This window comes from Achromobacter sp. 1011791174, assembly GCF_059760925.1.
In genome coordinates this window covers 1-21,367 of record NZ_JCBANH010000063.1, presented here as the reverse complement: position 1 = coordinate 21,367, position 21,367 = coordinate 1, and the positions used below count along the sequence as shown (strand labels likewise).

Annotated in this window: 18 protein-coding genes and 3 pseudogenes; 3 read left to right on the top strand and 18 right to left on the bottom strand. The window is 62.3% G+C overall.

What is annotated here, in order from left to right; all coding sequences use genetic code 11:
• Positions 1 to 422 precede the first annotated feature (422 nt).
• Together AC6LJ5_RS20170 and AC6LJ5_RS20165 are read left to right on the top strand one after the other, a co-directional pair.
• Complete coding sequence (locus AC6LJ5_RS20170) at positions 423 to 806, top strand: helix-turn-helix domain-containing protein (RefSeq protein ID WP_233772579.1); 384 nt, start codon at positions 423 to 425, stop codon at positions 804 to 806.
• Positions 803 to 2,074 carry a type II toxin-antitoxin system HipA family toxin gene (locus AC6LJ5_RS20165; RefSeq protein WP_498141412.1) on the top strand — a complete coding sequence of 424 codons (1,272 nt, stop codon included), beginning with the start codon at positions 803 to 805 and terminating at the stop codon, positions 2,072 to 2,074. The genes AC6LJ5_RS20170 and AC6LJ5_RS20165 overlap by 4 nt, the downstream gene beginning before the upstream one ends.
• 603 nt (positions 2,075 to 2,677) lie before the next feature.
• Here the strand turns inward: AC6LJ5_RS20165 and AC6LJ5_RS20160 are convergent.
• The 16 genes from AC6LJ5_RS20160 to AC6LJ5_RS20085 form a co-directional block, all read right to left on the bottom strand.
• Positions 2,678 to 3,586 (bottom strand): LysR family transcriptional regulator, encoded by a 909-nt coding sequence (locus tag AC6LJ5_RS20160; RefSeq protein WP_128664151.1) that lies wholly within the window; start codon positions 3,584 to 3,586, stop codon positions 2,678 to 2,680.
• Positions 3,587 to 3,818: 232 nt separating this feature from the next.
• Complete coding sequence (locus AC6LJ5_RS20155) at positions 3,819 to 4,970, bottom strand: S1C family serine protease (protein ID WP_004265443.1); 1,152 nt, start codon at positions 4,968 to 4,970, stop codon at positions 3,819 to 3,821.
• A gap of 24 nt (positions 4,971 to 4,994) precedes the next feature.
• Positions 4,995 to 5,960, bottom strand: coding sequence for a zinc metalloprotease HtpX (locus AC6LJ5_RS20150; protein WP_498141411.1), 966 nt, complete (start codon positions 5,958 to 5,960; stop codon positions 4,995 to 4,997).
• The gene (gene psiE-GI, locus AC6LJ5_RS20145; protein ID WP_498141410.1) at positions 5,938 to 6,435 is read right to left on the bottom strand and encodes a heat resistance protein PsiE-GI; all 498 of its coding nucleotides are present in this window, start codon (positions 6,433 to 6,435) and stop codon (positions 5,938 to 5,940) included. The genes AC6LJ5_RS20150 and psiE-GI overlap by 23 nt, the downstream gene beginning before the upstream one ends.
• Positions 6,432 to 8,147, bottom strand: a complete 1,716-nt coding sequence (gene kefB-GI / locus AC6LJ5_RS20140) for a heat resistance system K+/H+ antiporter KefB-GI (protein WP_498141409.1) — start codon at positions 8,145 to 8,147, stop codon at positions 6,432 to 6,434. The genes psiE-GI and kefB-GI overlap by 4 nt, the downstream gene beginning before the upstream one ends.
• Positions 8,148 to 8,150: 3 nt before the next feature.
• On the bottom strand, positions 8,151 to 8,591 hold the full coding sequence (trx-GI, locus tag AC6LJ5_RS20135; RefSeq protein ID WP_012761376.1) for a heat resistance system thioredoxin Trx-GI: 441 nt from the start codon (positions 8,589 to 8,591) through the stop codon (positions 8,151 to 8,153).
• Positions 8,581 to 9,726 carry a hypothetical protein gene (locus tag AC6LJ5_RS20130; protein ID WP_498141408.1) on the bottom strand — a complete coding sequence of 382 codons (1,146 nt, stop codon included), beginning with the start codon at positions 9,724 to 9,726 and terminating at the stop codon, positions 8,581 to 8,583. The genes trx-GI and AC6LJ5_RS20130 overlap by 11 nt, the downstream gene beginning before the upstream one ends.
• Positions 9,727 to 9,824: 98 nt before the next feature.
• Entirely contained in the window at positions 9,825 to 10,436 is a 612-nt protein-coding gene (locus AC6LJ5_RS20125) for an HdeD family acid-resistance protein (protein WP_498141407.1), read from the bottom strand.
• A gap of 96 nt (positions 10,437 to 10,532) precedes the next feature.
• Entirely contained in the window at positions 10,533 to 11,420 is an 888-nt protein-coding gene (locus AC6LJ5_RS20120) for a YfdX family protein (protein WP_498141406.1), read from the bottom strand.
• Between the two features lie 102 nt (positions 11,421 to 11,522).
• Positions 11,523 to 12,437, bottom strand: coding sequence for a heat resistance protein YfdX1 (gene yfdX1, locus AC6LJ5_RS20115; RefSeq protein WP_498141405.1), 915 nt, complete (start codon positions 12,435 to 12,437; stop codon positions 11,523 to 11,525).
• A 22-nt stretch (positions 12,438 to 12,459) separates the two neighbouring features.
• The gene (gene hsp20-GI, locus AC6LJ5_RS20110; RefSeq protein WP_033871660.1) at positions 12,460 to 12,918 is read right to left on the bottom strand and encodes a small heat shock protein sHSP20-GI; all 459 of its coding nucleotides are present in this window, start codon (positions 12,916 to 12,918) and stop codon (positions 12,460 to 12,462) included.
• Positions 12,919 to 13,005: 87 nt separating this feature from the next.
• Positions 13,006 to 14,823, bottom strand: coding sequence for an ATP-dependent zinc metalloprotease FtsH (gene ftsH, locus AC6LJ5_RS20105; protein ID WP_498141404.1), 1,818 nt, complete (start codon positions 14,821 to 14,823; stop codon positions 13,006 to 13,008).
• Positions 14,824 to 14,850: 27 nt separating this feature from the next.
• A complete protein-coding gene (locus AC6LJ5_RS20100; RefSeq protein ID WP_054478921.1) occupies positions 14,851 to 16,281 on the bottom strand; it encodes a phospholipase D-like domain-containing protein in 1,431 nt (476 codons plus the stop codon).
• A gap of 17 nt (positions 16,282 to 16,298) precedes the next feature.
• A complete protein-coding gene (gene clpK / locus AC6LJ5_RS20095) occupies positions 16,299 to 19,148 on the bottom strand; it encodes a heat shock survival AAA family ATPase ClpK (RefSeq protein WP_128664145.1) in 2,850 nt (949 codons plus the stop codon).
• A 92-nt stretch (positions 19,149 to 19,240) separates the two neighbouring features.
• Complete coding sequence (locus AC6LJ5_RS20090; RefSeq protein WP_054475737.1) at positions 19,241 to 19,810, bottom strand: Hsp20/alpha crystallin family protein; 570 nt, start codon at positions 19,808 to 19,810, stop codon at positions 19,241 to 19,243.
• A gap of 35 nt (positions 19,811 to 19,845) precedes the next feature.
• Positions 19,846 to 20,127 (bottom strand): helix-turn-helix domain-containing protein, encoded by a 282-nt coding sequence (locus AC6LJ5_RS20085; protein ID WP_082380429.1) that lies wholly within the window; start codon positions 20,125 to 20,127, stop codon positions 19,846 to 19,848.
• A 284-nt stretch (positions 20,128 to 20,411) separates the two neighbouring features.
• Here AC6LJ5_RS20085 and AC6LJ5_RS20080 point away from each other — a divergent pair.
• Positions 20,412 to 20,705, top strand: a pseudogene (locus tag AC6LJ5_RS20080) (IS110 family transposase); the annotation flags it as partial.
• Between the two features lie 121 nt (positions 20,706 to 20,826).
• Here AC6LJ5_RS20080 and AC6LJ5_RS20075 read toward each other — a convergent pair.
• Positions 20,827 to 21,076, bottom strand: a pseudogene (locus AC6LJ5_RS20075) (IS66 family transposase zinc-finger binding domain-containing protein); the annotation flags it as partial.
• An 82-nt stretch (positions 21,077 to 21,158) separates the two neighbouring features.
• Positions 21,159 to 21,224, bottom strand: a pseudogene (locus tag AC6LJ5_RS20070) (tyrosine-type recombinase/integrase); the annotation flags it as partial.
• Positions 21,225 to 21,367 lie beyond the last annotated feature (143 nt).

The window sequence follows — 21,367 nt, the reverse complement described above, 5'->3', positions numbered from 1 at the left end:
AAGACGTTTATTGTTGAACCAAGCCAGGCGAGTGGCTGAGATGCTCCGTATCGACGCGCTCTGGCTAACCACTGAGCCGCTGGACCTGCGAGCCGAGCGGCTTGCTGCCTCTGCTTGCGCGCGAGTCTCAGACGGGACGGAGGTCATACCTAATTATGGGTAGGCTGTGGGCAGATATCACTGATTGCCAGCGAAGCACACACGAGAAATAAGGTCAAAAACTTAGGAAACCTCTCAGAATCACAAGGTAGATGTGATGCTCAAAATGAGCGGGCGACGGGAATCGAATCCTGCACATCGCCTATTGATTCATGCTTGGTTATCCCTGCCCACAGAGCAGCGATAGGCTTGATTCCGTACCATTTGACATCTGTTGGCGAACTCTTGCTATAGGCTATAAATTTCCCTATTATGGACAAAATTTGATTTTTTTGTCCATAATAGAAAACATGCCTCGCAAACCACCTGTTGTCTTTCCCCAAGAGCAGCGCCTGCTCTCCGAGCTGGGTGAACGGCTGCGTCTTGCGCGCAAGAGGCGCAAGCTGAGCAGCGCGGTAGTGGCACAACGCGCGGGGATTTCCAGGACCACCGTGTACAAGGTCGAGGCAGGCGCCCCGGGCGCGACCCTGGGCACCTATGTCAGGGTACTGGCTGTACTAGGCCTTGAAGGCGATCTCAATCTGCTGGCTGCCGACGACCGGATCGGGCGCAAATTGCAGGATCTGGCGTTGGAGCCATCACCCGATGCCAGGCGCCGAAAGGTCGCTAGCCCTTCGTCGGCCCGGAACCGCGAGGGGTCTGAATGAGCAAGCAGCAGGACAGCGCCCTGGAAGTCTGGCTGGACGATGACCTCGGCCCTCCATGTCTGGTCGGCACGCTGGCTCATGACCGTGGCCAGATCCGCTTTCACTACGAACGGGACTGGCTCAAAGACCCTCGCGCCTTTGCGCTGGACCCCGGCCTCTCCCTGGACGAGCACCCCTTCTTTCCGAAGCCGGAACTGGGCAACTTCGGGATCTTCCTGGACTCATCGCCTGACCGCTGGGGCCAAACGCTAATGAAGCGCCGTGAGGCATTGCTGGCCAAGGACGAGAAGCGGCCGCCCCGCACGCTCTACGCCTGGGACTTCCTGGTTGGTGTGCAGGACCAGACCCGCCAGGGCGCATTGCGCTTTCGTCGGCCGGGCACGGAAACCTTCCTTGGTGACGAGAAGATGGCGGCTCCGCCAGTGACGACCTTGCGCGAACTGGAAGCGGTGGCCTATCAGCTCAGCAACCGGCGCATCGACGACCTCGATGCCCTGCGCAGGTGGCTGGCGGTACTTGTCGCGCCGGGTGCCTCGCTGGGCGGGGCCAGGCCGAAGGCCAACTTCACCGAAGCCGACGGCTCGCTCTGGATCGCCAAGTTCCCCGCCCGTGATGACGACCGGGACGTTGGAGCCTGGGAGTACGTTGCTCATCAACTGGCCCGGAAGGCTGGCGTGGATGTGCCCCCCGCAAGACTGATCAGGCTGGGCAACGACTTCCACACCTTCTGCGTGCAAAGGTTCGATCGCACACATGGCGCCCGGCGCTTCTACGCCTCGGCGATGACGCTGCTGCGCAAGACGCAGAGCGAAGGCACGAGCTACCTGGAACTGGCGCAGTTCATCCGGGCCCAGGGCGATGCGGAACATGCAGACGCAGACCTGGCACAACTTTTCCGTCGCATGGCATTCAACGTCGCGATCGGCAACCGAGACGATCACCTGCGCAACCACGGCTTCGTGCTTGGCAAGACAGGGTGGCGCCTCGCGCCAGCGTTTGACGTCAACCCGAACATCGACAAAGCGGAGCATGTCCTGAACATCGACGACGTCGACAATCGGCCGAATCTGCAGATGGTTCTCGGCACGGCGGCGTTCTACGGACTTGGCGACGGCCCTGCCCGGCAGGTGGTGGAGGAAGTGGCGGCAGCGGTCGATGTGTGGCAGGAAGCAGCGCGCAGGGCTGGTATTGCAGGGGCCGATATTGCTCTGACGGCGGGAGCTTTCGTGGCCCATGCAGAGTTTCGTGCAGTCGCACGTCGCGACTGAAACTTTTCCACGTCAGCGTTCAACATCGCCGTCATCATCTGGGCGCCCCCGCCCCAACGAAAGCGAAAATGCCAAGCCTTGCGGCCGTGTACGGGGATCAGCAAGGAGAGACCGAGGTCATCGGCCAGCGTGCGCTTCTTGGCGGTGGGCCGTGCCTTGCGGCATGCAAATTCGGAAAGTGCCATGGTTCCAACTCCAGTGAGTTGGTGCGAGCTTGGCGTCCTCGCTTGCGCTATCCCATCAACAATCCTAAGCCGAGCCGTTCCTATTCCAATGTACACACCAATGTACACATTCGACGGCGCTTGCGGTGGATTTCCATGGATGCCAGTGGACGCTAAATTTTGGAAAATCTTCCCAAAATCAACCACTTACAACGTTCGCTGGACGAGCCTGGAGTTCCCTGGATGATGATGCTGGAGCGGGTGAAGGGAACATCATCGTGTTCCCAACTCGTTGATTGATAACGAGTTTTCCGCACTCGGCGAACCGAGATGGACATAATTATGGACTGAAAACCACGCTTGGTCAACGCGCGCTCCGAGCAAGTCCAGTGTGAGCCATGGACAGCCAGCAGTAGCCAATGTACCCGAGCGCTCAACGTCACGAGGCCGGTTCATCTCCCTTTGGCCGGAACTCCTCGCGGGCGCGCTGCAGAAACCGCTTCATGGGCTCAGAGGGTTCGGCGCTGCGGCGCAGCAGGTAGGTGGACAGCATGGGCGGCGTGCCGGCCAAGGGGCGAACGGTTATGTCGGGGCGGTTCAGGGTCTGCACCTGCGAGGCAATGGCGAAACCTAGGCCATAACCGGCACCGACCAGAGTCAGCATCACGCCTAGGCTCGTCACCTGATCTACCAGCTTGAGCGGCTTGGACGCACCTTGAAGCACCGCCTGGATCTGGTGGTGGCAGCCCGATCCCGCGTCCGGATGGCACAGTACCAACGGAAACTTCAAGGCTTCATCCAATGGCACTTCCGCGTGCGCCAACAAGGGGTGGCGCACGGGCACGATCACCGACAGAGGATCGGTCCACACGGGCTCGGCGACAAGGCCTTCGCTCACCGCGTCCGACAGCGCAAAACCGATGTCCAGCAGATCGTTGTGCAGGCCCTTGAGCTGCTGCGCGAAAGGCAGCTCGAAGACGCGAATCTCCAGTTCGGGCTCTTCCTCGCGGCTGCGCGCCAGCAAGGTGGCAATGTGGGGCTGCGCCAAGCTGTCGCAGATGGCGATGCGCAGATAACCCTGATAGCCCTGCGCCGCCGCCTTTGCGGCACTCACCGCCTGCTCCACGGTGGCCAGCACACGCCGGCACTCACCGAGGAACACTTGACCGGCCCAGGTCAGTCGCGTCTGGTGCGCGCTGCGGTCGAACAACTGCACGCCGAGCGTGGCTTCGAGATTTCGCATTGCGCGCGACACAGGCGATTGTTCTACGCCAAGGCGCTCGGCCGCTCGCGCGAAATGCAGTTCTTCCGCGACCGCAACGAAATAGCGCAGTAGTCTGAGTTCCAATGCGGCCTCCTGTTTGCCTCGTTCCTGGCCTGCGTCCACCTCATGCGGATTGCGCCTCGCTTTCTCCTTCGATGATTGGCAAGAGGTTCCGGCGTTGCATGCTTGCCTATTCGGATAGGCAGATCGCATCCGAAAATTACGGAGGTTGAGGCGGAACGCTACCTGGCCGAAGACCTGAGAACCTCAATCGCCGCGACGCTGCACTACCGCCTGATCCACAGGTTCAGTTCAATCAATTCCCGGGTTGCAGCTCCACACGCACCTCGCGCGATTTGCCGGCCCGCTCCACTGACAAGACCACCACATCGCCGACCTTCCTGTCGTCTAGCCGCGCGAGCAGCTTGGCCACATCGTCCGTCGCCTGGCCATCAACATCGATGATGCGGTCGCCCGGCACGATGCCTTGCGGCGTGACTTCGACACCCGCGAGGCCGGCCTTGTGCGCTGCCGAACCAGGGGTAACACGCAACACGAACACGCCCTTGCTTCCAGTCAGCGCCAGCAGGCGCTGATTGAGCTGTTCGTCCACCTCAATGCCCAGCGCCGGACGGATGTACTTACCGGTCTTGATGAGTTGCGGGACTACGCGCATGACGGTGTCCACCGGCACGGCGAAACCAATCCCGGCCGAGGCGCCGGAGGGGCTATAGATCGCCGTGTTGATGCCGATGAGCCTTCCTGCCGAATCGAGCAGCGGCCCACCGGAGTTGCCAGGGTTGATGGCGGCGTCGGTCTGGATCAGGTGATCGATGGCCGGGCCGCCCGCTTCTCCGGGTAACGAGCGGTCGAGCGCGGAGACGATGCCGGTGGTGAGCGTCCAGTCCAGGCCGAAGGGGTTGCCGATAGCGAACACCTTCTGACCCACCTTGAGGTCGGCACTGGTGCCGACCGGCACGGCCGGCGGGCGCTTGAAACCGACGCCGATCTTGAGCACAGCGATGTCGTGCGCGGGGCTCGTCCCCACCAGTGCGGCCTGGTAGTCGCGGCCGTCGGCCAGTTTGACGGTGGCTTCGGACGCGCCCTGGATGACGTGGAAGTTAGTGACGACGTGGCCGGCGTCGTCCCAGATGAAGCCCGAGCCAGTGCCGCGCGGCACGGAGAAGACGTTGCGCGTCCAGACATCGCGTACCAATTGTGCGGTAGTGATGTAGACCACCGAGGCGCGCGATTTCTCGAACAGTTCGATGGTGGCTTTCTCGTCCGCCGCCAGATCGCCACGCGCCGTCACAGTGCGTTCTGCCGCCTCGCGCGGACTGAACCAGGCCTCGATGGCGGGCAGGAACTGCCAAAGCAGCATGAGCGCGGCAATACAGGCGGTGATGAAGAGCCAGCGCCGGACGAAGTGGTCCGGCGCGGGACGTTGGTACGGGTCGGGGTAGGCCATGAGAAGTCTCCTGTTGATAGGCAATCAGCGCCACAGCCCGCTCGGGCGCCAGCGCGGTGGGCGCGGCGTCAAAGCGGATTCCGGCAAGAAATGGGGCGCGTGGAGTGGCAACGCTGATGCTGGCCCAGGCGCCAACGTCAGTAGGCGTGAGATGCGTTCTTGCGTGGCCGGATGCGTGCGCAACCAGGAGGGTTCGGGATTGCCCCATCCCGGCCACAACCAGGCGCGCCAGGAGCGGCTGACCCGCTCGATTTTCGCCAGCGCGGACGCAAGCCCCTGCGGGTCGCCAGTCAGTTCCGCAGCGAGGCGGTCAGCGTCGAACTCACGCACGCGAGACAAGCCGAGCTGTGCGAGCAGGGCCAGCTGGGGCGATGCGGCCAATAACAATAAACCAGGCCAATAGACCTCCGCCGCGCCAACCAGCAGCGCGGGCAGGCTCAGCAGGATCGCGATCTGTCCCATAAGGGCCAGTAGGCTCGTGAAGCGACTGACGGAATCCGCCAGCCCCATGACGCGCAGATCCTCACTGGCGATGTGCGCGATCTCGTGCGCGAGCACACCCGCCAGCTCGCGTGGGCTCAGGCGGCGCAGCAGGCCATCGGTGAGGGCGATCGATGCCTCCTGCTTCGATCCGGTGGCGAAGGCGTTGACGACGGCACTGGGCACGTAGTGCGGCACCGGCGTGGCGGGCAAACCGGCACGGACGGACAGCTCGCGCAACAGGGCCCAAATTTCCGGGGCTTCGTGCGGGTGCAAAGCCCGGGCGCGGTGCAGGCGCAAGGTCAAGGCGGATGCGGTTGCCGGTTCCAGCAGCGGCGTGCCTGCAACTGCAAACAGCGCGAGCCACAGGCCGCTTTCCCCGAACAGCAGGCTTCCTGCGGCGGCTGCGATCCCGACCAGGGTCAGGACCAACAGCCCGGTCTGCAGGCGGTTGAGCCAGCGGTGTTGCAACAACGCCGCGCGCGGGTCACTGGGATGATGACGGATCATGCGCAGAGGTCTCGGCGGCGCAGTCGTCGCGCTCGCGCAGCAGCCAGTAAGTGGCTCCGAGCGCTAGCGTCGCGCCTGCCAGCGCGGCGATCTTGGCGGGGCTCGCCTCGGGGTCGAGGATCACGAATTTGCGCGCCAGCGCGATCAGGCCGATGAGGATCACGGTCTTGATCTGGATGATGCTGTCCCGACGCAGCGCCACGCGCACGATGGAATGCTTGAACTCCATCGCGATCAAGAGCGTCATGATCATGCCGAACACACTCTGGAATACCTTGTGATCCAGGGGATTGAAGGCATCGAGGATCAGCAGCGTGAAGACGATGGAGATGAGCTGGAGCAGCGACACCACGATGATGACGGCGATCACCGCCGACAGCACGAGCGCGACGACCTGCTCGAAGCGCTCGTAAAAACTCATGATGGCCCATTGGTCACGCAAGACCTGAAATGGATTGCGGAGTGTTGATTTCATGAAGATGGACTCCCTGCGAAACCGCCGCTGTCGAGATGGCGGCGCATTGCACTGATGTTTCGTTCGACCATTTCGGCCGACATGCCAAGCGTCGACATCACCTGTTCCGCCAGCCCGATGGCCGCGGCAAAGGATTGCTGGTGTACACGCACGTTGGGCATGGCGCGAAATGCACCCGCTTCGGTCATGTGCCTGCATGACACCAACACGGTCAGCGCCGGACAGTTCCCGGCAATCGCCTGGGCGATGCGCAGCGCCGGCTGGGCCTGGGCGAACGTCAGCACCACCAGGCGCGCGTGCGCCAACCCGGCAGCCAGCAAGGTATCGGGGCGACTGGCATCGCCATGGAACACCGGCGCGCCGGCGGCACGCGCGGCCTCGACCTTCTGCGCGTCCGCCTCCAGCAACAGATGCGCCACGCCGGCGTGGCGAAGAATCTCGCTGACTGTCAGGCCAAGCTCGCCCGCGCCGCACACGATGACATGGTCTCGATATCGCGCCGTCTGCGCGGCGATCTCAACTTCTTCAGCCTGGGGTGGCTGAATGACGCCGCCGGTGCGGCTCAAGAACCGGGCAAGTACATCGTGATGGCGGATCAGCAGCGGTGCCAAGGCCATGCTGAGCACCAGCGCGACCAGCATGGGTTGTACGACGGTCGCGGGAATCAGATGCTGCTGCAAGACCATGCCCAACAACAGCAGGGCGAACTCGCCGCCATGCCCCAACGCTATGCCCGTGCGCCAGGCATCGAGGGCGGACAAGCGCGTCGCCCGCAAGGCCAGGGTGTTCAGCCCGATCTTGACCGGTACCAGCACTGCCAGCCACGCGAACACCGCCAGTGGTGCCGAAAGAATCTGCGCTCCGTCCAACTGCAGGCCGATGGTCACGAAGAACACCCCCGACAACACATCGCGAAACGGTTTGAGGTGGCTTTCCATGTGGTGACGGAAGTCGCTCTCGCCCAGCACCATGCCGGCCAAAAACGCACCCAGGGCGGCGGATACGCCGACCGCGTGTGCAGCAGCGGCGGCAGCCACCACCACGCACAAGGAAACCAGCACGAAGGATTCTTCGTGGCCCTGCCGCGCCACCCAGCCCAGCAGGCCATGCAACAGACGACGGGAGGCGAGGGCCGCTGCCGCGAACAACATCAGCACGCCCAACACTTCGAGCAGCACGCTCTCGATCTTCGGCGACTCGCCGCGCGCCCAGATCGCCAGCAGGGCCAGCAGGGGCACGCTGGCCAGGTCCTGAAAGACCAGCACGGCGATGGCGCTGCGGCCGTGGCGGGTGGTGAGCTCGCCTTGGTCGGCCAGCTGCCGGCTGACCAGCGCCGTGGACGACATGGCCGCCGCAGTGCTGAGCAACGCAGCGCGCTGAACTGGCTGTCCCAGCCACATCAACATCAAGGTCAGTGGCGTGGCGACAGCGATCATCTGCAAGCTGCCGGCCGCCAATACGGTTTTACGGGAAAGCCAGAAGTGCCCGAGGGAGAACTCCAGCCCAACCATGAACAGCAGCAGGGCCACGCCCAGCTCGGACAGAAAATCAAGCGCTTCTCCCGGCGCGACTACACCGCTGACCGACGGGCCCAGCAAGGCGCCGACGGCGAGGTAACCCAGCAAGGCGGGTACTCTGAACGCCGCCGTCGCCACCGCCGCGAAGCTGCATGCAGCCAGCAGGATCAGGGTGGCGCCGAGCAAGTCCTGCATCGGTCAGCGCCCCACCTGTGCAGATGCCCAGCGCACGATGTCCTGCGCGCCCAAGGCGCCGGCCTGACGCCCGATCTCCCGCCCACCCTGGAACAGGGCGAGCGTCGGAATGCTGCGGATGCCGAACTGCGCGGCCAGGTGGGGTTCTGCCTCGGTATTGACCTTGGCCAGCCTGACCCTGGGTTCGAGCTGGCGCGCCGCTTGCTGGAATTGCGGGGCCATCATCTTGCACGGCCCGCACCAAGGTGCCCAGAAATCGACCAACAGTGGCAGGTCGCTGCGCTCCACGTGGCGCGAAAACGTCGCCGTGGTCAACTCGATGGGTTCGCCCGTGAACAAGGGCTGCTGGCAGCGGCCGCAGTTGGGATGTTCCGATAGCTTCGCAGTCGGTACGCGGTTGATGGACTGGCAATGCGGACAGACGAGGTGAAGATCATTCTTCATGGTTCGCCTCCTTGGACCACAGTGAGGCTGCCGCGCTTCGGGTCACAGACAATGCCGACCAATCAACGCCTTGGAGCCAATCGTTCCCGTCTTTGCTTACTCCGGCCTCTTCCAAATGAGCAGCGATGAACGCTTCGGCCTGCATCAGCCACCTTTGGACAGTATCTTCCTGACTAGGAATCAGCAGGATTTCAGAGACGCTGCTGGCATCCAGCCCGTCCACACGGAGAAGCAGAAAAATGCGCCGCCACAAACGCGGCATGTCCTTCAGCAGGTCGAATGCAAAAGCGAACTCGCTCGACCGATCAACTAGCTCCTCCTGTTCCGCGATCGTTGCGGCATCGGGATGCTGACTGTCAGCGATGATATCGGCCAGCCTGAGTGTGTCATCGGGCTGATAAAATTCGAAGACTTCCTCTTCCACCATGGCCTCGGCGACGTCCTGGGCATCCGCTTCGACCGGCGCGTCCAGAGAAACGAATTCGCCAAATTGCCGGCTGTTTGCCACTTCGCGATCAATGACGGCAAAAAGATGCTTCAAAAGATCGCGGTAAGCGGCATTTTCTTCTGGAACGGATGTCCATACCGATTCAGCCAGAGCAATCGCTTCGTCCACCACGTCGTGCAGCGTCGGATAATCGCGAGGCAAATCACCGGCGGCATGCAGATAAGCCAACTCGCGTTGCGCAACGGCCTCAACCTTCGGCAGCAGCGCCTCGATTGTCCAGTGTGCTTGCTGGACGACAGGGGCAGGTCGAGTGTCGATCCGCGCCTTGAGCTCGCGCAAGCGTTCACGACGCGCCTTACGCTTGATTTGATCCTGAGCGCTCAGCCGATCAAAGTGCTTCTTGGCCTGCCGGAACAACGCCTGCGCTAGCATGTGCGCGAGAGGCGTCAGATCGTTATGCGATGCAGTGACGCTGACGATTTTTTTGCCCGGCAAGTGCATGTGGCCACAGGCCGTTAAGCGAGATCCTTTTTTCGCGCGTTCGAGGACGATTTGAAGACGTACCGAATCTTCGGCGCGCTTTTCGAGCAGCGGCTTGAGATCGGGTTCAACCGCTTTTTCTACAGACTTTTGCCAAGGTTCATGAAATTCTTTTTCGACGAATCGATAGCCATATTGTATACGCATGCTAAAGCCCTTTAGTGTTGTCCGCCCAGGTGAGTGGACCCGGGTGATTGGATATGTTGATTTTCAAAGGTGACCTTACGATTTGGTTTTCCACACCCTTACTCCTGACGCGCTTTGCGCAAACGCCCACTGAGAAGCAAAAGAGTCATACCGAAGATCGCAGCATGGAAACCCAATAGCCAGCCCGCGGCCAGAAATGATTCGATCGGGCGGGTAAAAAACATCCATAGGATGATCGCACCGAGGAGCGCGGAAAGCAGCCCGCTGAGGGCAAGCCAGATCTCGCCCTTGATTTCCCGGCGCAGCCGAACGGCGGCGGATATCTCCAGCACACCAGTGAAAATCGCCCAGAAGCCCACGCTAGCCCATACAAAAGAAGCCAAGACTATCGTGGCGATCCAAGGAGCGACCAGGACGACGACGCCGGTAAGTATGCCGACAATGCCGCTGAACAGCAGCCAGCCCCAGCGCTCTTTTTTCTGGATATGGCGCACCGCTGCAACCAAGTTGAACGCGCCATTGACCAAGGAAAATGCGCCGAACACTAAGGCCATGGCCAACAGAGCCGATTGTGGCATCCAGAACGCAAGGGCTGCAAAAATCAATGCCAAGACACCGCGCAGCGCGAAAAGCCCCCAATTTTGGCTCAGCGAACACAGTACTTTTGGGGGATCGTCCGCATTGGAATCGGCGATGGTGTGTGTGTTCATGCAATATCTCCTAGAGATCTAATGGGGTGAAAAATCAAAAACACCCGAGCCAAGAGAGGGGCGCGACGCGCCCCTCTTACGCCCTATCCAGCGGTTTCAGAACAACTTGGACAGTTTTGCCTTGATTTCATCGAGCCAGCCTTTTCCGCTCCCGCCTGCGGCCGTCTTTTCCTTGACTTTCTTGAGTTCAGCGTACAGGGGCTCAAAGTCCTTCTTTTTGCCATAGCCCAGCAGTTCTGCCATTTCCAACTGCTGCCGGGCTTCGTTTAACAAGTCCTGCAGGCGTTCACCGGACGCCTCGCTGCGCTGGCCATCTTCTGTCAAGGTCTCGGCGCGCTTGAGGAGCAGTTTGGCGCGCAGGATGGGCAGCGGGATGACGCTGAGTGTCTCGACGAACGTGCCGAGCGCCAACTGCAGCGCGGCCTTGGCCTCTTCGATCTTGCCCTGATCGATCAGCGGCACGACGGATTTCACGGCTGCCGGGTAAGTCGCCAGAGGGATGTTGGTGACCGCAATTACGATTTCGCTGGCCAGCAATGCCAAAACGCGACGAGCGCGTTGCACCTCGCCATGTTTGAGGGCATCCAGCGCCTCGTCGGTCATCGCCTCAACGGTTTCCGTGTTGGCGAACAAGTCGTGCACGATGGTGCGCACATCAACGGGGGCCAGGGCGAGCGTGGGTTCGCGTGCAACGATCAGCTCCAGCTTTCCCGTCACTTCGGCCAGCGTTGCCAGTGCTCGCGCGGTGTCCTTTTCGTCCAGGGCCGCCAGCGCTGATTTGGTCAGCGCCAAGGCCGAGACGGCCTCATCGAGGACTTGTTTACGTTTGTCTGCCGCCTGCGAGTCCGTTTCCTTCTGAACCTCAGGCTGCACCTCCGTAACGACTTCAGGCTTGGGCTCTGGACTGACAGGAAGGTTGCTTACCGCGGCCTGTTCGTTTATTTCTTTGTTCGTCGCATTGGGATTCGATGTTTGCTCATTCATGGTGATATGCCTCGTATGAGATAGTGAAAATAGGCGAATCTATTGGGGCTGACTGCGAATATCGCGAGACTGACCGATGGAGCAGTCGGCTCCTTCATCACCTCAAAACAGCTTTTGGATGCGCGTCTTCAACTCGTCGAACCATCCCTTGCCGCTTTTGCCACCAGCCGACTTTTGCTCAATGGACTTCACCTGATCGAAGATGGGTTTGAAATCCGCCTTCTTGCCATAACCCAGGATCTGCGCCATCTCGATCTCCGTGCGCACGGACGACAGCAAGGTGCTGAGCTCCTCGTTCTGCTTGGCATCGCGCTTGTCGGTCTCGGCCAGCTTTTCAGCTTTTGCCATCGCGGCTTCAGCCCGTAGCACGGGCAGAGGGAGTACAACTTTGGTGACCACCAGCGTGTTCAGTGCTCGGGCGAGTTCCGCCTTGGCGTCGTCGATTTTGCCGCTGTCGATGAGCCGTGCGGCCGGCTTGATCGCTGCCGGGTACGTTGCCATCGGCAGGTTGCCGGTTTCGATCACGATTTCGCTGGCAAGATTGGCAACAATGGGCCGGGCCTTTTGCACCTCGCCATCATCCAACAACTCCCGAGACAACTTGACCGCTTTCTTCACCGATTCCACGTTGGCGTGGATATCGTGGGTGATGACGCGTACATCGACCGGCGCCAAAGCAAGTTTGGCGTCACGCGCCAATACCAGTTCCAGCTTTCCGCTGGCCAGTTCCAGCGCAGCGAGCGCCTCCTTGGTCTTCTTTGCATCAAGGAGGGTCAAAGCCTCCTGGGTCTTGGCCAGCGCAGTGATGGCGTCTTGAGTGAGCTCGGCACGCTTTTTATCGGCTTCCCGGGCGGCCTTGTCATCTACCTGTGGCTGTGCCGCCTTGGATGCGGCAGAGGGTGCTGCAGCACCTGGGCTAGAACCTGCCGCCGATTGGGCCAGGGCCGGTCCGCTCAGTCCGACGACGACCGCCAGGGCAAGTGCGGAGAAGGTGTATTGTGGCTGTTTGATATTCATGATCTTGGGCTCCTAATTAAAGTTAGTTGACTGAGATTTCAATCTGTTTCGGTTTGGCTTGCTCGGCCTTGACAAGCCGCACTTCCAGCACGCCGTCTTTCATGGAAGCCGTCACCTTGGTCGGATCAACGTTGTCAGGCAAGACAAAGCTGCGCACAAAGCGGCCATACGCACGTTCGATGCGGTGGAACTTCTTGCCCTGCTCCTCTTTTTCCAGTTTGCGCTCGCCGCTGATGGTGAGCACGCCGTTTTCCGCGCTGACGCGCACGGCATCCTTGGGGACCTCCGGCAGATCCAGCTTGAGGAGGAATGCGTTCTCATCCTCGCTGATGTCCACCATTGGTGCCCAGTCCGCCGTGGTCATGGCTTCGTTGCCGGTACGGGCGCCCTGTCGCTGGGGTGTCCCTCCCAACATCGTCGCCAGGCGGTTTTGCAATTCTTCCAGTTCCCGGAAGGGGTCCCACGGAGTCAATGCAGACATATCGGTTCTCCTTGAACAATGCCGGCGAATTGGATGACGCACCGAACAGAGCCGCCGGCTTACTCTGAATGGCACCTACTACTGTTTTCAGTTCCGAACAAGTCCTTGAGTCAATTGACGGATATCGCTTTCGTCGAGCGTTTCCCGCGCCAGCAGTTCGCGCGCACAACGCTCCAGCACCGCGCGGTTGGTGTCGAGGATCCGGTAGGCGCGCTCGAACACGCCCATCACGATGTCGCGGATGGCCTGATCGATGCGCGCCTGGGTCGATTCGGCCACCCGGCAGCCGCCTTGGGCCAGTTCCGGTGTATCGAGAAAGCGTGGCCGCTGCGCCTCGAAGGCGATGTAGCCCAGTCCTTCGTCCATGCCAAAGCGGGTGATCATGTCGCGGGCGATGTCGGTGGCCCGTGCGAGGTCATCGGCAGCCCCGGTGGACAGCTCGCCGAACACGAGCTTCTCGGCCGCACGACCGCCCAGCAGCACGGCGATCTTGTGCTCGAGATCGGTACGCGTCATCAGGAAGCGGTCTTCGGTGGGGCGCTGCAAGGTGTAGCCCAGCGCGCCGATGCCGCGCGGGATGATCGAGATCTTGTGCACGGGGTCGGTGCCGGGCAGCGCCAGCGCCACCAGCGCATGGCCCATCTCGTGATAGGCCACGGTTTCCCGCTCCTTGGGATTGAGTACTCGGTTCTTCTTCTCCAGGCCCGCCACAATGCGCTCGATGGCGGCGGTGAAGTCCTGCAACTCCACGGCGGACGCTTTGCGCCGGGTCGCGGCCAGCGCGGCCTCGTTGACCAGGTTCGCGAGGTCTGCACCCGAGAAGCCCGTGGTCAGCGCAGCCACCTGTTCGAGATCGATATCCTGGGCCAGCGTCACCTTCTTGACATGAACCTTCAGGATGTCCAGCCGTCCCTTCTTGTCGGGCCGGTCCACCAGCACCTGACGGTCGAAGCGACCGGCGCGCAGCAGCGCCTGGTCGAGGATTTCGGGGCGGTTGGTGGCGGCGAGGATGATCAGCCCGACCGAGCTGTCGAAGCCGTCCATCTCCGTGAGCAGCTGGTTGAGGGTCTGCTCGCGCTCGTCGTGGCCGCCGATGGGGCCGCCGACGCCGCGCGCGCGGCCCAGCGCATCGAGCTCGTCGATGAAGATGATGGCCGGCGCCTGCCCGCGGGCCTGCTCGAACAGGTCGCGCACGCGCGCTGCACCCACGCCGACGAACATCTCGACAAACTCTGATCCGGAGATGGAGAAGAAGGGCACCGCCGCCTCGCCGGCAACAGCCTTGGCCAGCAATGTCTTGCCGGTGCCCGGTGGGCCGACCAGCAACACGCCCTTGGGAATGCGCGCCCCGAGCCGTCCATACTCCTGCGGATTCTTGAGGAAATCGACGATCTCAACCAACTCCGCCTTGGCTTCATCGACGCCAGCGACATCGGCAAAGGTCACGCCAGTGTTCTTCTCCATGAATACCTTGGCGCGACTCTTGCCGATGCTCAGGAAACCACCCATGCCCTGCTTCTCGGCGAAGCGGCGGAACAGGAAGAACCAGACGCCGAAGAAGGCCACGGCCGGCAGAATCCAGGAGAGCACATCACGCAGCCAGGTGCTTTCCACCACTCGCGCGTAGGACACATCGTATTTCGACAGCTGCTCGGCCAGGTCGGGTTCGACGCGGGTGGCCACGATGGTGGTCTTGCCACGACTGTCCGGTGATTTCAGACGCCCGGTAACCGTGCGGTCCGACACCAATACTTCGGCGACGCGCCCCTCGGCCAGCGCTTTCTCGAACTCACTATAGGGAACGGGTTCAACCGTCTTCGCCGCCTGCCAGTAGTTCTGCAGCGTCAGCAGCAACAGGCCGGCGACGATCCAGTAGCCAATGTTCCATTGATCTTTCTTTTCCATGGGCAATGTTCCTCGCAAGTCGTGTCGCTAGAGAATGGGGGTGAACAGACGGGCCACCCCGTCGCGCAAGCGGATGGCCAGCGGGTGGGCGCGCAACGCCTTCGCCGATATCTCGCCCGACGCATCACGAGCGGCATCAAAAAGGGATGACAGCCGCGTAGACAACACGGTGTCGTACACCTCCACATTGAACTCGAAGTTGAGGCGCAAACTGCGCGCATCCCAATTGGCCGAACCCAGGCAGCACCACGCTCCGTCTACCAGCATCAGCTTGCTGTGGTCGAACGGGCCCGGCCGTTCGAAGATGCGCACACCGTGCTCCAGCACCTGCCAGTAGTGGGCGCGTGCGGCCCATTGCACCGTGGGATGGTCGCCGTTTGCGGGCGTCAGCACGTCGATACGCACGCCGCGCAACGCGGCCGTGCTTAGCGCCGCGATCATCGGCTGATCGGGCACGAAGTAAGGTGTCCAGATGCGCACCGAATGCTTCGCCGCGCTCAAAGCGCCCATGAAGGTCCAGCGCAGCCGGTCCAGGGCCTCATCGGGACCGGCCTCGATGCCGCGCGCCCAAGAGGTTCCTTGCTCATCAGCCGTTGCGGGCGGTTCGCCCCAGAGACCCTCGTTGAGCCGCTCGCCCGTGGTATCGCACCAATCGTCGGTGAAGCACCGCATCAGATGCGCAACCACCGGCCCGCGCAGACGAAAGTGCAAATCGTGACAGGCCCGGCCCGGCGCATCGGGCCGCCAATACGGGCTGAAGATGTTCATGCCGCCGGTGAAACCCGTCTCGCCATCGATCACCAGCAGCTTGCGGTGATTGCGCAGATGCGCGGCATGCAGGCGCGCGGGAATCAACGTCGGGTTGAACGTCGCCGCCGGAACGCCGGCGCGCTGCAAGGCGCGGTAGGCGCTGCGGGGCGTCCAGCGGGCATACACGTCGTCGATCAGCACCCGCACTTGCACGCCGCGCTCATGAGCCCGGCGCAGCGCATCGACGAACTGCGCCCCGATGCCTTGGCTGTCGAAGATGTACGAGGCCAAGGCGACGCTGTACCGCGCCGATTCGATGGCGGCGAGCATGGCCGGGTAGGCCTGCTCGCCATCGACAAGCGGCTCGATGCGGTTGCCGCCGGTCAGCGACTGGCCGGTGGCGCGTCCCACCAGGTGGGCCAGACCGGCAAGCGGCGGCGATACAGCCTCGGGCATCGTGGGCGAGAGGTCCTGCCGAACAGCAGGATCTGCCCCCGGGAAGAGCCGCCGCGCCCGCCGCTGGTAACGGTTGATGCCGAACAGCCCATACAGCAGCGAACCGCCCAGCGGCAACAAGGCGATCAGCAGTACCCACAGCGTGGCCGATCGAGGGTCACGCTTGTAGATGACCGCGTGCCCCGCTGTGGGGATAGCGACCGCCAGCGACACGAGGGTGGCTGCCCATGTCAGCCCGTTGGGGTCGGACACGACAGCCTCCCCATGACTCAAGATTCGCCGCCCGCTGACTTCTTCTTGCGCGCAGGCTTGCTCGCGTCGCTAGGCGGCGTCTCGGCCGCGTTCGCGGCATCGGGCTTCTCAGGCTCGGCCGGCTTCGCGGGTGGCTCCTGGCGCTCGAAGACCACCCGTTCGGCCTTGTCGTCCCAGCGGGCGCTGGCGTGATCGGCCTTGCCGATACCGCCACCCAGCATCTCGCGCGCCAGTGCCGTCTCCAGCTCGCTGCGGATCAGCCGCTTGAGCTCACGCGCGCCGAACTCGGGCTTGTAGCCTTCCTCCGCGAAGTGATCGATCAAGGTCTGATCGAAGGTCAGCGTCACGCCCTGGCTGGCGGCGTTGCGGGCCACACGATCGAGCTGCAGGCCGACGATATGGCGGATCTCCTCCTTGCCCAGCGCATGGAAGACGATGATTTCGTCTATGCGGTTGAGGAACTCGGGGCGGAAGTGTCCGCGCAGCACGTCCATCACCTCGAACTTGGTCTTCTCGTATTCCTCGCCGGCGGCGCCACGGGCCTTCAGCCGACGCTGGATGATGTCCGAGCCCAAGTTCGAGGTGGCGATGATGATGGTATTGGTGAAATCCACCACCCGGCCCTTGCCGTCGGTGAGCCGCCCGTCGTCGAATACCTGCAACAGGATGTTGTAGACGTCGGGGTGCGCTTTTTCGATCTCATCGAGCAACAACACGCTGTAGGGTTTGCGCCGCACTTTCTCGGTGAGCTGCCCCCCCTCGTCATAGCCCACATAGCCCGGAGGCGCGCCCACCAGGCGTGCCACGGTATGGCGTTCACCGTACTCGGACATGTCGATGCGCAGCAGCGCACCTTCATCGCCATAGATCGACTCGGCCAGCGCCTTGGCGAGTTCGGTCTTGCCCACACCCGTCGGCCCGAGGAACAGGAAGGTGGCCACAGGCTTGCCGCCTTCGCGCAGGCCCGCGCGCGCCAGACGCACGGCATCGGCCACCGCGCGCACCGCTTCGTCCTGGCCCACCAGGCGCTCGTGCAGCCGCTGCTCCAGATGCAGCAGCTTCTCGCGTTCTTCCACCGTCAGCTCGTTGACCGGAATGCCGGTCAGGCGCGAGACGATCTGCGCGACATGCTCGGCTTTGACTTCGGCGCTGCCCGAGGCGCGCTCGCGTTCCCATTCCTCGACAAGCTTCTTGAGTTCGGCCTCTTTGGTCTCGATGTGCTTGCCCAGCTCGGCGGCCTTGTCGTACTGCTTGCGCGAGGCCACATAGTCCTGCTCACGCCGCAGCTGGTGCAGTTCGGACTCCAGCTCTTGTACGGCCACTGGGCGGGCCGTGGCCGACAGTTTCACACGCGCGGCAGCCTGGTCGAGCAGGTCAATTGCCTTGTCGGGCAGAAAGCGGGCGGTGATGTAGCGGTCGGACAACTCGGCGGCGGCGATGATCGCGTCCTCTGTGATACTGACCTTGTGGTGCGCCTCGAACGTGTCGCGCAGGCCGCGCAGGATCATCATGGTCTGCGCTACCGTCGGCTCGGGCACCATCACCGGCTGGAAGCGACGCTCCAGCGCGGCGTCCTTCTCGATGTACTTCTGATACTCGTTGAGCGTGGTGGCGCCGATCAGGTTCAGCTCGCCGCGCGCCATCATCGGCTTGAACACGTTGGCCACGTCCAGCCCGCCTTCGCCGCCACCCTGGCCGGCACCGACGATGGTGTGCACCTCGTCGATGAAGAGAATCAGCTCACCCTGGTGCTCGGTCACTTCCTTGAGCACCTTCTGCACGCGCTCCTCGAACTCGCCGCGGTACTTGGCGCCGGCCACCATGGCATTGATGTTGAGTTCCACCAGGCGCTTGTCGCGCAGCGTCTCGGGCACTTCGCCGGCGACCATCCGCTGCGCCAGCCCTTCGACGATGGCGGTCTTGCCGACGCCGGGCTCACCGATCAACACCGGGTTGTTCTTCTTGCGCCGGGCCAGCACTTCGATGGTCGTCTCGATCTCCTGCGCGCGGCCGATGACCGGATCGAGCTTGCCCTCGCGCGCCATCTTGGTGAGGTCGCGCGAATACTTGTCGAGTTCCGGCGTGTTGGTCGGCGTCTCGGCGCGGCCATCCTCGGCCCCTTTGCCGACCACCTTGCTTACCTGCTGGCGCAGCGCTTGCGGCGTGAGGCCGTAACGGCGCAGCAGGTTGGCCGCCAAACCTTCGCCTTCCTCGGCGAGCCCGATCAGGAAATGCTCCGGCCCGACATAAGAGTGGCCGAGTTCGTTGGAGGCCACGAAAGCACGGCTGAGCGCATCCTTGACACGTGGCGACACGCCGATCTCGCCTTCGAACGGCTTGTCGCCACGCTTGGCTTCGGATTCGATTTGCCGCTTGAGGTCATCGACCTTGATCTTGAACTGCCCCAGGATGGTCTTGACCACGTCGCTGTCGGATAGCGCCAGCAGCAGGTGTTCGGTATCGACTTCGGGGCGGCCAAATTCGGCGGCATGTTTGGCGGCCTCCTGCAACAAAGCCTCGGACTGTTCGCTGATGCGGCTGGCGAGCCCACTGCCGCGACGGCGCGCAGTGCCCGTAGCAGCCGGGGCGGGTTCGCCGAACGAGGCATCGACCACCTCGTCGGTATCGGCCGCCATGGACGGTGCGTCGTCACCGATGCGGAAGAAGTCGCTGCCGAGGAAGTCTTCGAACAGGCCGCTACGTGAGCCGAACAACGCTTCGAGCGGCGAGACGGTGCGCTTTTGCTGGCGCACCAATTGGCGATAGTGCTCGTCACACAACAGCATGGTGCTGTGGCGACCATTGAGATTGGCTTCCACCCGCACCGTGGCGGGCTGGCCGCAGACTTGGCATTGTTTTCTGGCCATGCTGATGCTCCTGTAAAGATGGATTTGATGAGACGCCGCCGATCACGAAGCCTCATCCTTTTGTGGTTTTGAGAAAAGCGAGCCGACCAGCGTCAGCCATTGATCGGGATCGAGCGCCCCTGCTTGGGCGTACTGGCCTCGCGCTTGTCCATCGTGATCGTGAGCACGCCATTCTTGAATGCGGCCTTGATCGATTCCTGGTCGGCGTTGTCAGGCAGGTTCAGGGCACGCTGGAAACTGCCGTAGGAGCGTTCGATGCGATGGAAGCCACCTTCCTTCTTTTCCTGCTCCTGGCGCTTCTCGCCCCGTACCATCAGCACGTCGTTGTCGAGCGTGATCTGGATATCCTTTTCCTCGACGCCGGGAACCTCCAAGGAAATCTTGTACTGCTTGTCGGTTTCCTGGATGTCAAGTGCCGGCTTCAGCATGCCCGGCCAGTCCGACGGCCATCGCGGCATGGCCAGCGCCGGGAAGCCGAAGCCTCGAAACGCATCGTCAAAGAGGCGGTCGATCTCGCGATGCAATTGCAGGATGGGACTGACGGGACCGCCTGCCACCGGCAGCTCATTGCGCTGCACGGGCAGCGAGGCAGTGCTCTGTTGTTCTTCATGCTCTTTCTTAAACCAGTTCCAGGGAGCCAATTTCTTGAAATCAATGTCCATGTCACACCTCCAGAAGAAAAATTGAAGAATCTCGCTCACTCCGTTTGCCTGCGGCTATGGACAGCGCGCCCAGGCGACACGGGATATTCCGCTGACTTCGGTTGCTCATCTGTACGTATCACCTCCTTTTTTCTGCCTGCTTGGGTCTGATCATTGATCCATCGATCGATTTCACTTTGACGAAACCGCCACGTCCCGCCGACCTTGAAGGCCGGAATCTCCCCGTGCGAGGCGAGCCGGTAAAGCGTCCGCTTGCCGACTTTTAAGTAGGCAGCCAACTCGTCGAGTGTGAAGATCGCCTGCTGGCGCGCTGTCATACCACCCCCACTAGTTCCGTCGTCACGCGGCCTCGCTCGAGGAAATTCTTGCAAGACTTTGCTGGATGATGCACCTAACATGCAGAAAGTCAACAGCCAACATCCAGCGATCTGCTGGCCGATTGATGTGAATCAATCGTAAGCAGCGAGGAAACAAATGTTGGCTGCCGCCGCGATGGTGCTCCCCAAGTCGTCAATCTGTAGCCATGTGAAAGGGGAAGTCCATGAACGAGATTGCCCGAGTCGGGATGGATCTGGCTAAGCGGGTTATCTAGGTGCATGCGGTGGATGCGCGCGTGGTGGTTGCCAAGGCGCTGGCCGCTGACAAGTTTGCGGCCCGGTGCGCGCAGTTGCCTCCCGGCTGCCTGGTGGCCCTGGAGGCCTGCGGCGGTGCGCATCACTGGGCACGCAAGCTGCGCGGCTATGGGCTGGATGCGCGGCTGATCGCAGGCCACTTCGTCACGCCCTACCGCATGGCCGGCAAGGGACGCAAGAACGGTGCGGCCGATGCCGCAGCGATCTGCGAGGCGGCAACCCGCCCGCACATGCGCTTCGTGCCGGTGAAGCCGCCGGCGCAGACGCTGCTGGCCAGCCATCAGCTACGCAAACCTCCCGATTCACTCACGCAGCTTATTCCTGCTTGCCTAGGGACGACCATGTAAGCGGCAGATGGTCGGAGTCCTTTGCGACCAGCACCTACGCGAGCAGCCCGGAGGTGGGGATGCCCTTGGCGATGATCTCCGCCGGGACCGGCGCCTGGGTCAGCGTTCGGCACCTATGCGCAGGTCCACTTGCCGCGGATGTGGCACTCGACCGTGAACACGCCCGGCGTGTAGTCCAGCTTCTCGCTGATGCGCTTGAGCGCACAGCCGCACGCGCAGCGGGTGTTCTCGGGCTCGTGGTGGCAGTCCACGCGCGGCAGGTCCGCCGGCAAGGCGGTGCGCTTAGGCATCGCGCCAGGCGTAGCCGGCGGCTTCTTCTTGCCCAGCAGTTCCTAGAGCTGCGCCTCAGCCGCGGCAAGGTCGGCGTCCGTCTGGAAGTGTGTAGGCCTTGCCGGTGGCTTTGGCTTGGCGGACCACCAAGTCTGAGAGTGCCATGCTCTAGCTCCTGAACATGAGTCAGGAACCAGATGCTTAACCCATCGACCTCAGCGCCCTAGCAGGCTGGTGAGAAACCCTTGAATCCTTCCGGATCATGTCCTTCCGATCATTTTTTCCGGCACCGGAAGTGCGCCGTGGCG